The sequence below is a fragment of the Candidatus Nitrotoga sp. AM1P genome, assembly GCF_013168275.1.
In the GTDB taxonomy this organism is placed as follows: Bacteria; Pseudomonadota; Gammaproteobacteria; order Burkholderiales; family Gallionellaceae; genus Nitrotoga.
Window position 1 is genome coordinate 2,347,994 of the sequence record NZ_AP019547.1, and the last position, 14,991, is coordinate 2,362,984.

The 14,991-nt window shown below is 49.7% G+C and carries 8 protein-coding genes; 1 reads left to right on the forward strand and 7 read right to left on the reverse strand.

Translation table 11 applies throughout. From position 1 onward, the window contains the following. Positions 1–44: 44 nt before the first annotated feature. The 5 genes from W01_RS10645 to glgP form a co-directional block, all read right to left on the reverse strand. On the reverse strand, positions 45–3,140 hold the full coding sequence (locus W01_RS10645) for an efflux RND transporter permease subunit (RefSeq protein WP_173054524.1): 3,096 nt from the start codon (positions 3,138–3,140) through the stop codon (positions 45–47). A 1-nt stretch (position 3,141) separates the two neighbouring features. After that, a complete protein-coding gene (locus tag W01_RS10650; RefSeq protein WP_242006943.1) occupies positions 3,142–4,293 on the reverse strand; it encodes an efflux RND transporter periplasmic adaptor subunit in 1,152 nt (383 codons plus the stop codon). After that, complete coding sequence (locus tag W01_RS10655) at positions 4,290–5,546, reverse strand: TolC family protein (RefSeq protein ID WP_173054526.1); 1,257 nt, start codon at positions 5,544–5,546, stop codon at positions 4,290–4,292. The genes W01_RS10650 and W01_RS10655 overlap by 4 nt, the downstream gene beginning before the upstream one ends. 206 nt (positions 5,547–5,752) lie before the next feature. Further along, a complete protein-coding gene (gene glgA, locus W01_RS10660) occupies positions 5,753–7,198 on the reverse strand; it encodes a glycogen synthase GlgA (RefSeq protein WP_173054527.1) in 1,446 nt (481 codons plus the stop codon). A gap of 189 nt (positions 7,199–7,387) precedes the next feature. Then, a complete protein-coding gene (gene glgP / locus W01_RS10665) occupies positions 7,388–9,946 on the reverse strand; it encodes an alpha-glucan family phosphorylase (protein ID WP_173054528.1) in 2,559 nt (852 codons plus the stop codon). A gap of 934 nt (positions 9,947–10,880) precedes the next feature. Here glgP and W01_RS10670 point away from each other — a divergent pair. After that, positions 10,881–11,201, forward strand: a complete 321-nt coding sequence (locus tag W01_RS10670; protein ID WP_173054529.1) for a hypothetical protein — start codon at positions 10,881–10,883, stop codon at positions 11,199–11,201. A gap of 391 nt (positions 11,202–11,592) precedes the next feature. On the opposite strand, the gene W01_RS10675 is transcribed toward W01_RS10670, so the two are convergent. Further along, positions 11,593–12,354, reverse strand: coding sequence for a class I SAM-dependent methyltransferase (locus W01_RS10675; protein WP_173054530.1), 762 nt, complete (start codon positions 12,352–12,354; stop codon positions 11,593–11,595). A 198-nt stretch (positions 12,355–12,552) separates the two neighbouring features. Further along, positions 12,553–14,841 (reverse strand): putative bifunctional diguanylate cyclase/phosphodiesterase, encoded by a 2,289-nt coding sequence (locus tag W01_RS10680; RefSeq protein ID WP_173054531.1) that lies wholly within the window; start codon positions 14,839–14,841, stop codon positions 12,553–12,555. Positions 14,842–14,991 lie beyond the last annotated feature (150 nt).

Consider the following 14,991-nt stretch of genomic DNA (forward strand, 5'->3'; position numbering starts at 1 on the left):
TATCTGAAGCTGGGTGAGTCCATATCGGGTATAAATCGTCCTAATTATGCCTCAACGCTTTTTTCCTCAAACCATTTGTACAATGTCGGTAGTACCACTAACGTGAGCAAGGTGGAGGTAACCAGGCCGCCGATTACCACGATGGCGAGGGGTCGTTGCACTTCAGATCCTGGCCCTGTAGCGAACAACATGGGGATAAGGCCCAGCATAGCTACAGTGGCGGTCATCAGCACAGGGCGAAAGCGCTGCCGGCAACCTTGAATTACGGCTTCTGTCTGAGACATGCCTTTATCCCGCAAGGTGCGGATATAGGATACCAGCACCACACCATTTAGCACAGCGATCCCCCATAGGGCGATGAAACCCACTGAGGCTGGTACTGACAAATACTCGCCTGTTAGAAACAGGGACACCACGCCGCCGATCGAGGCGAATGGCAGCACCATGATAATAAGCGAGGCATAGCGCAGGGAACCGAATAGCAAAAACAGTAAGAAGAAAATCGCAGCAATGGTCACGGGAACGATGATCATCAAGTGGCCCATCGCCCGTTCCATGTTCTGGAACTGACCACCCCATTCCAGATAATAGCCCTCGGGGAGCTTGACCTTGGCATCTACAGCCAACTGCAGTTCGGCGACGAAACCGCCCAAGTCACGATCCTTAACGTTAACCCCCACCACGATGCGACGTTTGGCCTTCTCCCGGCTAATCTGCGCTGGCCCGTCCAAAACACTTATGGTGGCTAAATCTTCCAGAGCCACGTGGGCACCGTTGGGCGAGATGACGCGCAGACCATGGATCTCCCCCAGGCTGTTGCGGAAGCGCTCTGGCAAGCGCACCACGGCGCTAAAGCGGCGCTCGCCCTCAAAGATTTCGGTGGTCGTTTTGCCGCCGATAGCGGTCTCGATCACGTCGTTGATGTCAGCTACGTTGAGGCCGTGGCGAGCGATGGCGTGACGATCGATATTGATAGATAAATATTGCTGACCGGTAACCCTTTCTACGCGCAGATCCTGCGCTCCCTTGATTGAGGTCGCCACCTTGGCGATTGCGTCGGCCTTCAGCTTGAGGGTGTCCATGTCATCGCCGAACAATTTGATCGCCACATCGGAGCGCACCCCGGTGACCATTTCATCTACTCGGTCGGAAATCGGCTGGGCCATCACAATCTGCACCCCGGGCAAAGTTTTGACCTTGTCCCGGATGGCGTCAGCAATGTCGTCCTGCGTCCATCCTTTGGGCCATTCGTCACGGGGCTTGAGACTGACTATCGGGGTAGATTCATTTTGACTTTGCGAATCGGCGGGACTCTCACCACGACCCACGCCAGAAAATGCGGATTTCACCCCGGGTACCTGCATCACCATCCGCATCGCCTCCATTTCTAGCTTGATGGATTCCTCCAGCGAGATATTGGGTACGCGATTTATGCCGGGCACGATAGAACCTTCCTTCATCTCGGGAATGAACGCCGTGCCGAGCAAAGGTAGCAGCAGCAAGGCTCCGACGAACGCCCCTCCCGATACGATGATGGTCTTCTTGCCGTTAGTCAGCGTCCAATCCAATAGTCGCAGGTAAGGTTTTTTCATAAAGGCAACCAAGCGAGTATCGTGCTCTTCCTTTCCTTTTAACAGGTATGAGCACAGAACCGGCGTCAGGGTGAGTGCCAGAATCAGCGATACGAACAGGGCGATAGCAATGGTGAATGCGAGTGGAGCGAACATTTTTCCTTCCATGCCCTCCAGAGTCATTAGTGGCAGGAATACCAGGATGATAATAGATATACCAAAAATAACCGGTGTGGCTACCTCGGATGCCGCTTCAAGGACTACTTGCATCCGGCTGATATCTTTGCGCTCAGCGAGGCGCTGAAAAGTATTTTCCACTACCACCACCGAACCGTCCACAATCAAACCGGTGGCAATAGCGAGGCCGCCGAGGGACATCAGATTGGCAGACAGGCCGTAATGATTCATCACCATGAAGGTGATCAGCGGAGTCAAAAGCAGGGATGCAACTACGATCAGGGATGAACGCACATCGCCGAGGAAAAGAAACAGCACGATGATGACAAGAACCACGCCCTCGAGCAGCACCTTCATCACAGTTTTCAAGGCAGCGTCTACCAGCTCGCTGCGGTCGTAGTATGGAATGATTTTGAGGCCGCCGGGGAGCATCCCCTTATCGTTTATTTCTGCGACCCTTTGTTTGACCCGGCTAACAATCTCTTTGGCGTTACCGGCGCGGATCATCATCACTATCCCGCCCACCGACTCGGTGATGCCATTCTTAAGCAATGCGCCATAGCGCACCTCGTGACCGATGGTTACTTCAGCGACATCGCGCATGAGCACCGGCACGCCACCCTGCTCCTTGAGTACGATCATACGGATATCGTCCAAGGTTTTTATCAGACCTATGCCGCGAATCAAATATTGCTCAGCGTAATGGGGTAACACGCCGCCGCCAGAGTTGGCGTTGTTGCGGGCGAGGGCCTGGTATATTTCCTGCAGGGTCACATTGTAATGCCTCATACGATCCGGGTTTACCAATGCTTGATACTGCTTGACGTAGCCACCTTGGGAATTGATCTCCGCCACGCCAGGAATGCCACGCAGCAGTGGCCGCACCACCCAGTCCTGTGTAATGCGGCGTTTGGTCAGCTCTTCTTGACTGAGCACCCGCTCACCGTCGTCTGGGCGCTCCAACGTGTACTGATAAACCTCGCCCAACCCAGTAGACAGCGGGCCGAGTACGGGTGTCACGTTCTGCGGCATACGTCCGCCTACCTCGATCAGGCGCTCCATTACCAGCTGGCGTGCGAAATAGACATTGGTCGCATCGGTAAACACCAGAGTAATCAGCGATAGCCCCGGTTTATTGAGCGAGCGCATCTCCTCCAATCCCGGCAGGCCAGTCATGGCCATTTCCAATGGCACGGTAACGAAGCGTTCGACTTCCTCGGGTGAACGGCCCAAAACCTCCGTAGCAATCTGCACTTGTACATTGGTCACGTCTGGAAAGGCGTCTACTGACAGCTTCCGCGTCGCATCCAATCCGAATGCCACTAAGCATACCGCCACCACGATAAGCACCAAACGCTGTTTGAGCGCAGCCTGAATCAGGGATTCCAGCATATCAGCCTCCCAGCTCTTCTCGCTTGCGCTCGTTGTTAAGGTGAAAACCGCCTTCTGTGACGATACGTTCGCTTATTTTGATGCCCTCCAGCACTGGGAAATAACCATGGCTTTCTTGTCCAAGCAGGACACGCCGCAACTGGAAGCGTTTATCGTCCAGCTGGACGAAAACATGATCCTTGTTCTCCTCTCGCACCACCGCTGCAGCTGGCACCACCAGGCGGCGCTGGGATTTAACCAGAATCAGCATGGAGGCAAGCATTTCCGGCTTGAGCATGCGCTCATGATTCGCTGCATCCATGCGCACCTCCACCGTTCGTCTATCGGGATTAACGGTGTCGGCGACAAAAATCAGTCGCCCCTCAATAAGTTTTCCGTCCAATGCGGGAATCTTAGCTTGCACCACCTCCCCTACCTTCACCAGGGCAGCCTGCTGTTCGGTCACCTCGGCCACCAGCCAGACGTGGGACAGATCTGCTACGGTAAAGAGCGCTTCCGCCGGTTGCACGACTTGGCCCGATGTTACAGTACGCTCAATTACTACTCCGTCGAGAGTCGCAATAATGGAGGACATGGAATTCACCCGACGGGTAGCCGCCAGCTTGGTAATGGCGCTTTTTGCCATACCGAGCACCTTGAGCTGTTCGTGGGAAGCGTGCAGCTCGGCGTGAGCCTGGACCAGATCAGCCTCTCGTTTTTGCAGTTCAGCTTCACCAATAACATCGGCAGCAAACAGTAATCTTGCTCGCTCCTCCGCTCGGCGCTGCAGCGCTTCATGGGATAAAGCCTTGAGATAGGTGAGCTGGGCAGTAGCCAGCTCGGTGCTATTCAGCGTAGTCAGCACATCGCCGCGTTTTACCGTCTGACCAAGGAAAGCATGGATCTCAGTCACACGTCCCGTTACGGCAGCACCGATGCGCGCCACTCGATGTTCGTCCACTTCGACGCGAGCCGGTACGCGCAAGGTCTCCGCCACATCACCTTCGCTAGCAAGGGTGATTGTCAAGCGTTTGAGAAATTCCGGTGCAACTTTTACCACCGAGGGGTCGTTGATCGGATGCGCAATGGCATGCGGCGTTTCTTTGCCCTTGCAACCAGCCAGACTAGTGATAAACAGAAGAGAAATTAAAACAGGTAAGATCGTGCGCTTCACAGTATTTCTCCGGTATTGGGGGGGGAGGCACGTAGTCGGGCAATTTCGATTAGCGCAGCTTGCAGTTCGTAACGAGCATTAAGGTAGTCCAGGCGGGTAGTGCGTAAAACGCGTTGGGCGTCCAGAAAATCAAGAATGCCACGCTCACCATAGCGATAGGCCGCTTCGGCTACCTTCATGGCATTTTCGGCATCGTGCATCAGGCCGGTCTCGAATATCTTTACTTGATTTTTGGCAATCTGGTATCGGCCGTAAGCTTGGTCCAGAACTCCCAGTAGATTGATGCTTGTCTGCCGCTTTTCCGCCTCAGCCCGATCAAGCCCTGCGACGGCCTCGCCGATGGGACCCTGGCGACGATTCCATAACGGCAAGGGCAAGCTCACGCCGACTTGCCACTGTTTCCAATCCGGATCTTGATTGGAGCCTACCGTAATGGTGGGTTGTGGGAAACGCAGGTTGCGTTCTAGCTGCACTCGTGCTTGCGCCCGACGGGTTTGAGCGTCCGCCACTTTAAGTAACGGCTGACGCTCCAATAAATCTTTACGTAGCTCTTCCAGAGTTGGTAGATCGGGTGGTAGTAACGGTTCCTGTGCCACTTCGAAATTCCCCGCAAGCGGCGCGCCAATTAGTGCCCGCAGTCGATCGCGGGCTTGGGTAATGCGTAGCTCAGCACTATTAACAGCACTCTTCGCAGCCAATGCTTCGACGTCTGCCTTCACCAATTCAAAGCGCGGAGATTCTCCAACTTTGACTTTGAGTTTAACCCTGTCGCGAATTTGCATTAGTAATTCATGATTGAGCGTAGCGAGCTTGACCTCCTCTTGACGACGCAACACATCGAAAAAAGCCTGGGTTACGGAGGTACGCAGATTTATTTGCGCATCCGACACTACCGCCGCACTGGCGGTGATACCCGCTTCTGCTCCCTGTCGTCGCGCGGCACGCACAGAGGGCAGTTCGATCAGCTGAGATAATCCAGCTACTCGAGTATGCCCATTCGGGACGCTTAAATGCTTTGAAAGAGAACTTCCTGCTCCGACTTGAAGATCGGGATTGGGATAGGCCCGTGCCGTAGTGAGAGCGGCATGCGCGCCACGCTCCTGAGCGGTCACATCAGCTAGCGTCGGACTGTGTCTAGCTGCGAGACGCAATGCTTCATTTAAAGTCAATGATGTTGCCGCATATGATGGGGTGATGGCGATTAGTAAAAAGATTGACCACCATAAACGAATAGGTAAGCTATGCAATTGCATGTTATTTTTAATTCTCCAAATGCATTTTAGGGCTATAAGCTGACACCGATAACGATTACAAGTTCCACCAGTAAAAAAATTTCAGCATAAATGCTGAAATTTTTTAAAATGTAACTTATGGGGTGACTGCTAACTGAAATCGGAGTTTGTCAAAATAAATCAATGTTGATTAAAGCGGAATGTTGAATGAAGCTACGCAAGTGCAGTTATCGCCGCATTAAATGTGTATAAATATCATGGTAGGCTGCGGCACTTTGACCCCAGCCAAAATCCTTGACCATGCAATTATGCTGCAATGCTCGCCAGGTTTTTTTGTCATGGTAGGCTATCGTGGCACGTTGTACCGTAGCCAACAAGCTGGGCGTATCCATATTATGGAATACGAAACCGCTGGCGACGCCCTGTTCTAGTGAAGTTGCATTGCAATCCAATACTGTATCAATCAGGCCTCCAGTCGCATGTACCACTGGCGGCGTACCATAGCGTTGGCTATACATCTGGTTGAGCCCGCACGGCTCGAAACGCGACGGCATTAAAAAAATGTCTGCGCCTGCTTCTATCAGATGTGACAAAGCTTCATCGAAGCCCACGTAAGCACTGATCTGGCCAGAATAGTGATGCGTAAGCTCCAGGGCAGTCCGCTGCATTTCCACATCGCCACTACCCAGCAATACCAGTTGTGCCGGCAAGGCAATCAATTGTGGTGCAATTTCCAACACCAGGTCTACACCTTTCTGAGGAGTAAATCGGCTCACTAATCCGAACAATGGCAGGTCGGGATCAATATGCAATCCCATACGTTTTTGTAACTCTCGTTTATTGGCAGACTTTCCACTTATATCCGTGAGATTGTAAGGATGAGCAAGGTTAGGGTCAGTAGCGGGGTTCCACTCTGTGGTATCAATACCATTCAGAATGCCTGTCAAATTTTTGCGCCGGTAAGCGAGTAGTCCCTGTAGGCCGAACCCCAGCGCATCGGTCTGGATTTCGTTGGCATAAGATGGACTCACGGTAGTAATGTGATCAGCGTAATACAACCCTGCCTTCATGAAGGACAGGCTGCCGTAAAATTCTACACCGTCAGGCTGAAAACACTCAATGGGCAATCCCAATTCCGCAACCATTTGTGGCGGGAATACGCCTTGAAATGCAAGATTATGTACAGTCATTACACAAGGTACAGCGCCATCTGAAAAATGCAGATAGGCTGGAGTAAGTCCGGTTTGCCAGTCATTGCAATGAACTATATCGGGCTTCCAGTCAAGTGGAGAGTCTGCACAGCTCAGCAATGCAGCAATTTTTGACAGTAATCCAAATCGTTGGGCGTTATCCGGCCAGTCGAGACCATGTTCATCTTGATATGCTCCTCCGCCACGCTCATATAGTTCGGCACATTCAATCACTAACAGTGGTACGCCATTAGGTAACGAGCCCGCTAGCAGTCGTGCTACAGGGAAGCTGGGCTGAATGAAGATTTCGGCTGCGACCTGAAGTTGTGGCAAGGCTTTTAAAACTTGCGGATAACCTGGCAGCAATATACGTATGTCTACTGCCATTTCATGCAGCGCCGCCGGCAGTGCGGCGCTGACATCGGCCAAGCCGCCAGTTTTGATGAGTGGTGCGACTTCAGAAGTGGCAAACAATACCCGCATCGTTATTCCAATTTCAATTCGAAGGTATACAAGTCAACGACGAGCGAGCGAAGCTGAAAACCCCAGTTTCAGCGAAGGCTAAGTTGGGTAATGAAGGTAAGCCGTTAAAGATGGCTAAAACAACACTATTCATACTAAAAAAGAGCGGGGTAACCAAGGCCGTGTCACCTAATTAAAGTGCAATTGGAATTACAGCCAGCGCATTAAACCCAGCTCGAATGGATGCGTTAGCATTTCGTGGCGCGGATAAACCCGTATGCGATATTCAAGCTTGCCACATAGTTCCGGTGTCAACTCCAGCACATAAGCATGTTCACCTGTTTCTGCATTAACTTCCGGTGCTGTAAATTGATAACGCATCGATTGTTTGAGCTTTTCCTTATTGTATGCGTGACCAATCAGCATTTCGACCGTTACGTCAGCAGGCTTGAGACCATTGAGGTTAATGCTCACTTCAAAGTACACGCTTTCTTTGAACATAATGCTTTGTTTAGGGGTGCCCAAGCGGCGTATTGTTACGCCGGGCCAAGCCTTACGGACAGTATTTTTCCACGCCGAAATTTGACGCGCACCTTCAAAATCATTGTCGTAATACTTGCGATATTGCCATGTGGCGGGCAAGTAGGTTTTAGCAACATATTCACCCACCATGCGGGTAGCATTAAAGCTCGGCAGCAAGGTTGCGATGGATCGCTTGGACATCTTCACCCATTCTGACGAATAACCCATCTTGTTGTGTTTGTAATAAGTCGGTATGACCTGATCTTGCAATAGCTCATAGAGTGTTTGGCTTTCTTCACGGTTGCGCTGCGCTTCAGGCAAAAGCTCTGAAACCGGTTTGATTGCCCAACCATTCTTGCCATCGTAACCTTCATCCCACCAGCCATCCAATACGGACAAGTTAAGTACTCCATTCATGGCTGCCTTCATGCCTGAAGTGCCGCTTGCCTCAAGTGGATACAGGGGTGTGTTTAACCACACATCCACACCGGCCACCATACGACGTGCAAGCCGCAGGTCGTAGCCTTCCAGCATCAGGATTTTGCCTTCAAATTCCGGCATGCGTGAAATTTGCGTTACACGGCGGATAAGGTCTTGTCCCGGAATATCTGCGGGGTGGGCCTTGCCGGCAAAAATGAACAATACTGGGCGTTCGGGATCCTGCATGATCTGGCGCAGCCAATTCAGATCTTCAAATAACAATGCAGCGCGCTTATATGTAGCGAAACGGCGCGCAAAGCCGATGGTGAGCACATTTGGATTGGCTGGATCTGCATATTTCAAAATGCGATCAAGATGTGCTTCAGAACCGTGATTGCGGAAATGTTGGCGACTGATACGATAACGGATTAGCTGCAGCATTCTCGATTTAAGCGACTCGCGTACGCTCCAGAACTGATGGTCCGGAATACTGTCGACCCGTTCCCAAAAACCGACATCTGCTACATGCTGACTCCAGTCCCAACCGAGGTATCGCACAAATACCTCCGACCATTCTTTAGCCAGAAAGGTAGGCATATGTACCCCATTAGTAATGTAACTTATGGGGTTATCTTCTTGTTCAATTTCCGGCCATATTTCGGCGCAGATTTTGGCAGAAATCTTGCCATGGATACGCGATACGCCATTTTGAAAACGTGAGCAATGGATTGCCAACGCAGTCATATTAAAATCGGGTGTATTTGCTACATTCCCCAAGGCAAGAAATTCATCGCGGCTGATTTTCAATTGCGGATAATAGTTTTCAAAATAGTACATCATCATGCCGTAGTCGAAATGATCATGACCGGCTGGCACGGGAGTGTGCGTTGTGAAGACGGTATGTGCAGCAACTGCTTCAAGTGCGGCGGAAAATTCTATACCTTGTTCTATCAGGATGCGGATGCGTTCTAGTAACAAGAAGGCGGCATGACCTTCATTGATATGCCACACACTTGGCTTAATGCCCATTGCCCCGAGAGCACGGGCCCCACCGATTCCGAGCACGATTTCCTGTTCAATACGAATGGATTTGTCACCGCCGTAAAGATGGTGAGTGATGGCACGATCTTGCTGGGAATTTATATCGAGATCAGTATCCAGCAGAAAGATAGTGACATTGCCGACCCGCGCTTTCCACACCTTAATTGTTACGTTGCGCCCCGGTAAATCCACGCTTACATGGACTTCGGAACCATCGCTATTCAATATCGGTGAAATAGGCAGGCTCTCGAATTCAGAGTCAGTATAAATGGCTTTTTGGTTGCCATCACCATCGATGGTTTGATGGAAATAACCTTGGCGATAGAGTAGGCCTACGCCGACAAAGGGCAAATGCATGTCGCTGGCGGACTTGCAGTGATCGCCTGCTAAAATTCCTAAACCACCGGAATAAATTGGAAAGCTTTCGTGAAACCCAAATTCGGCACAAAAATAAGCGATCAGATCGTTTTCCACGAATCCTTCAGTATGATTATTGCGCACTGGCTTAGTATGATAACTATCATAAGCTGATAATGTGCGATGGTATTGATCCAGAAAAATTTGATCTTCCGAGGCAGTTATCAGGCACCGTTCATCCACATATCGGAGAAAAGCTTTCGGGTTTTGACCTACTTCATCCCACAGTTTGCGTTGAATGTAAGAGAATAAATCACGTGTAGGCAGATCCCAGCTATACCATAAGTTATTCGCCAGTTCTTCAAGCCTGGCTAAACGGGCTGGTATTTTAGGTCTGACTTCCAAGATATGTGGCGTGCTTTTATACATGATTTCCTGTTATTGCTGTGTGCATTGGACAAGCTGTCCAACACGGCTACGGTTAATATAGGAGCCCAAACGGTAGAATGGAGATGTTATTTTCCGCTACGCTAAAATCAGCGTGGAGAGTTGCTTTAAGTTTTGTGCATAGTGCCTTCCGATTATGCCCTAACGCTTGGTGCTTAGAACAATCGTAGTGATAAATGCAGATTATATAACAGCATATTCGTCATCACTACCACTTCCATACACTCCCCACCTCTAAAGGAGGTGGTTGGAATTAAGGCCGCAAGGTCGCGATGAGTAAGGTCATATACATTGAATTGTGTCATACAGGGTTATTTTGCATGACCTTAAATTTCGTTAATTTGTTCGGTAGTAATCAGTCGATTGGCATTTATCGGAAAAAATTAAATAATTTGATTGGGGGTGTTGCGTGCTTATAGACGCACCTTCAATTTCTGCCTTTTTCATCAATACTTAAATTCAATTCATTCTCAGCTTGGGGTTTTTCTTGCTTGCTTCCACCACTCCAGCTTATTCGCGGGGATTTGTGAGTAGCTTTGCAGACTTCGTTTGGTGGTCACATCGACCGTTCAAAATTACAGTTAGTTGTTATTTAAATTAATTTATTATTTTTATATGAATCAATAATTTGAAATTAAATTGTATCATCAGCAGTGCATCACTGAAAGTTTAAAAAGTAACAGGATAGCGTTCTTTTATTTTTATTCTTTAAATTTCTTGAATAATAATCATTATTAACAGTATAATCATTCAATGAGTCTGCTAACTCCTTTTTATTTCCTTCTACCGTAAGTTTTATATATGAAATTATGGAGCTTTACATGGCGAATTTTTATTCGATGATAAAATTATGTATTTAAAAATAAATAGTTGGGCAAACCTATTCTGCCCAACTAAATAAACAAGGAAAATTGACATGGCAATCGTTATTTATAGTGTGAATACCGAAGAGTTCAAAAACCGATATGTAGATATGAATAATTTACATATCTATAAAGCATTAGCGGCTAGTCAGTTGGTGATTAATTGTGACTCTCTAAAAGAAGCTCGAGAGCAATTAACGAAGATTATGGGTCCAAATTTTACCTTGTATCAAGGAGGTCATCATTTAGCTATTCGTTTAAGACAAGAAGGAATGGGAGAAGATATTCCATTAGTTAAGCTGTATTCAACGAAAGATAAAGGACCCCATCAATGGGGTGCCTTGCAAGAACTGTCTCATGTGGCAGCTGTTTAGTGTGTTGCATCGGAGTGATTGAAGGCTTGAATTCAATTAATCCATGAGTCCGGTGGTTTGGACTGAATGAAATGCAGCTCAATAACACAGGAGATGAGCAGATGTGTACGTATGCTGATACAGCGGGCACATACTTCTACTGTTAAGCTGATTGAACGGCGCTTCGATGCATTGGTGTTTTATATTGATGACTTACATGCGGTCATAAATAGAGTGTAAAGACACGTATCTTCTCAGCTTGCGGAATCTCAGCTTGCGGAAATAGAAAAAATTAATTTTCACACGCGGGAATAGTATGCATTGACACCACACCGCCAATTCTTCTCAAATGTTTCTCCCATAACGCTGGCGGATTAGCAGCCCGTTCCAATAGCGTAATGTTCCCAGACCATTACATATGCCAGATAAACAGAGTGGAATGATGCAGATCATCTACTTGCACGGTTTCATGGTGTACTTGATCAAGTATACTAAAAGTGCTGCTGATAAACATTGTGCCCGGACGCATTTCGGCACGTGCTTTGCGCCAGAGCTTTTCCATCGGTACGGGTGACAGGTAGGCAAACACCACGTCGTACAGCGATAAATCGCAGTCCCATAAATTTCCCCACTGTACTCGGCAGTTGAGGTGGCTGCTTAGCCCGATACGCAACCAACTCCAGAAAAACGGTAAAGGTGCTGCCTCTACGCCGATGTATCGTCCGTCCGGGCGAGCGCTGGCAAGATGCGTTAATACTCCACCTAAACCGGAACCTAAATCAATGAAGGTGAAACTCGAATCAGCCTTTTCAACAGGCAGCAATTGTTCCAAGGCATGCCACACTTTATTACTGGAAAAATATAGCGGGACTTGTGTACGAAAAGTACTCCAATACACAAGCAGTAATACCAGAAATGCGCCGAGAAAAAGAGTCGGTGGTAATTTGACTGCGAGCATCAGTACCAAGGCTGGTGCGAACATTAGCTGGATGACCAACCACCACTTGGCAAGGCCAGCTAAGAAACTGAACGTGGCGGCGAGTAGACCGCAAAGCAAAGCAAATAATAACGGTGAGTCATACCTTCCCGTAGTCTTTACCATCAGTAACATGAGCATTACCGCTGCGGATTGCAGCAGTAATGCAGTGATGGAGGGCGGGAGTTTTTTTAACATACATTGGTATAAGACAGATTGTTATAGTAAGGCTAACGAAGTCTTTCTGAGGGCTGACGGGTCATGCTTATAGCTGTTCTTATTGGCATATAAAACTGGGGCACAGTTGTCATGGTCTATTTCATACAATTAAAGTTGTAAATGGGTATTTCTTTCACAGAATATGAAAAAACGCTCGCGCTTACCAAATGACTCTCCTCAACCAAGTTGTGCGTAACGGTGTTTTGCCCGGCCTGGATTCAAAGCGGCGGTTACTTCGGGTGCATCGACTTGCACAACAAACGCCTCGAACTCTTCCAGCGGCAGCGGGCGGCTAAACAGATATCCCTGATAGGCATCACAGCCATTTAAATTTAGAAACTCCATCTGCGCTTCGGCCTCCACCCCTTCGGCAATGACGTCCAAACCAAAGGTGCGTCCCATCAGGATGATGGCCTGTACAAGTGCTGCATTGCTGGGATTGTCGCCCAGATCGTGGATGAAGGATTGATCGATCTTCAATTGATCCAGCGGGAGTTGTTTTAGATAGGCGAGTGAGGAATAAGCGGTGCCGAAGTCATCCATCGAAAAACTGATGCCGAGCGCCTTGAGCGCATTCATCTTCGCGACGGTATCACTGACATTGTCGACGAGCAAGCTCTCGGTCAGTTCGATTTTCAGAAGGGCCGGGTTGATACCGGTTGTGGAGAGGGCCTGTCGCACCTGTTCGACGAAATCCGGCTGGCGCAATTCTAGCGCACTGGCATTAAGGGCGAGTTGCAGGTTGTGGGTGGCCGGATTGGTGGACCAATCCCTGAGCTGAGCACATGCTGTTTGCAGCACCCACACTCCAATCGGTACGATCAGGCCGGTTTTTTCGGCCAGCGGAATGAATTGTTCGGGAAGAATCAGGCCGCGTTCGGGATGCACCCAGCGGAGCAATGCCTCGGCACCGATGGCACAGCGCTCATTGTTAACCTGTATCTGGTAATAGAGGCGCAGTTGCCCCCGTCCCAGTGCATGGCGCAGATCGCTTTCAAGCGCGCTCCGTTCGACCAACGTGGCCTGCATTTCGGGGTCAAAGAATCGAATCCCGTTGCGTCCCTCATTTTTGGCATGGTACATCGCGAAGTCGGAGTGTTTGAGCAGCTCATCGACTGAAGCTTCATGGCCATAGAACAGGCTGACCCCAATACTGGCGGTACACCATAATTCGAGACCCTGAACGATATAGGGCAAGGCAACGGCATCGCGTATTTTTTCGCCGATCAAGCCAGCCTGAATGACCGCTTCCTGGGTATTTTCGCTCAAATTTTCCAGCATCAATACAAACTCATCGCCGCCCAAGCGGGCCTCCGTATCGCCTTCGCGCACATTAGCCGTTAAACGTTGGGCGATTTCAACCAGCAGCAAGTCGCCGATAGAGTGGCCGTAGGTATCGTTGAGCGTCTTGAAATTATCCAGATCCAGGAACAGAAGAGCGCCATAATGCTTGTTGCGACTGCTGGCAGCCAGTGCCTGTCGCAGGCGGTCAAACAGCATGCGACGGTTGGGCAAATGGGTGAGGGAGTCATAGTAGGCCAACCGGTGGATCTCGGCCGATGATTCGGGGTTGCTGGTGATATCGGAAAAGATTCCGACGTAATGCGTGATATTTCCACCATCCCCGGTGATGGCGGAGATGGTCAGCCAATCGGCGTAGATTTTGCCATTTTTGCGCTTGTTCCACATCTCGCCCTGCCAATATTTCTGTTCATTCAGGGTGACCCACATGCGTTGGTAGAAATCCCTGTCATGTTGCCCGGAGCTCAGTATCGCTGGTGTTCGTCCCACGGCTTCTTTCATACTGTAACCCGTAAGACGGGTGAAGGCATGGTTTACACGGCTGATGACGCCGCAAGCGTCGGTTACCATGATGCCCTCATGGGACTCGAAAGCGATGGCAGCGATGCGCAGCGCTTCCAGGGCTTGCTTGCGCTCGCTGACGTCGGTAAATGAAATACGTACCGAGTTTCCGTCGTTGCCAGCCTTGATGTGCAGGCAGTCCAGATGGGCATGAAAGATTGAGCCATGTCCCCGTTTGAGTACCAATTCACAACTCTGCCGCTCATCATCTTGTAACACGCTCACGAAAAAGCGGTCCCAGCGTTCGCTGTCTTCTGCGGCGACCCAATGTGCAAAACGGTGGTGCATGAGCTGGCTGCGTTCCATCCCGAGTAGTGTGGCTCCAGTGAGATTAACGTCGGTGATCAGGGCTTCGCGAGTGAGGGTAAGGTAACCGACGGGGGCGAAGTCATAAAGATCCACGTAGCGATCACGGGACTCTTCCAGTTCAACTTGCGCCTGCCGCAACGCCTCATTCTGCATCTCCAGTTCAACCTGATACACCTGCAGCTCGTGCAGTAGTTTTTTGGCAGGGCGCGGCGTTCCATCCGTCTCGGGTGCGCGGGCAAGTTGCGTTTCAGCTTTCGTGCGTAGCGGGTCTGGCCCGTTTGGCTTCGTGCTCATGTGTTTTCCTGAAAGTCGGATCAAGCCGGCTTTATGGTGGGACGAATGAATTCGCCCAGTTTACGCCCATTTTATGGGGATATTCACAGAAAGCGTTATTCAATGGGGTTTGATTCTACGTGAAGTATATGAATTTAACAGAGTTTGAGT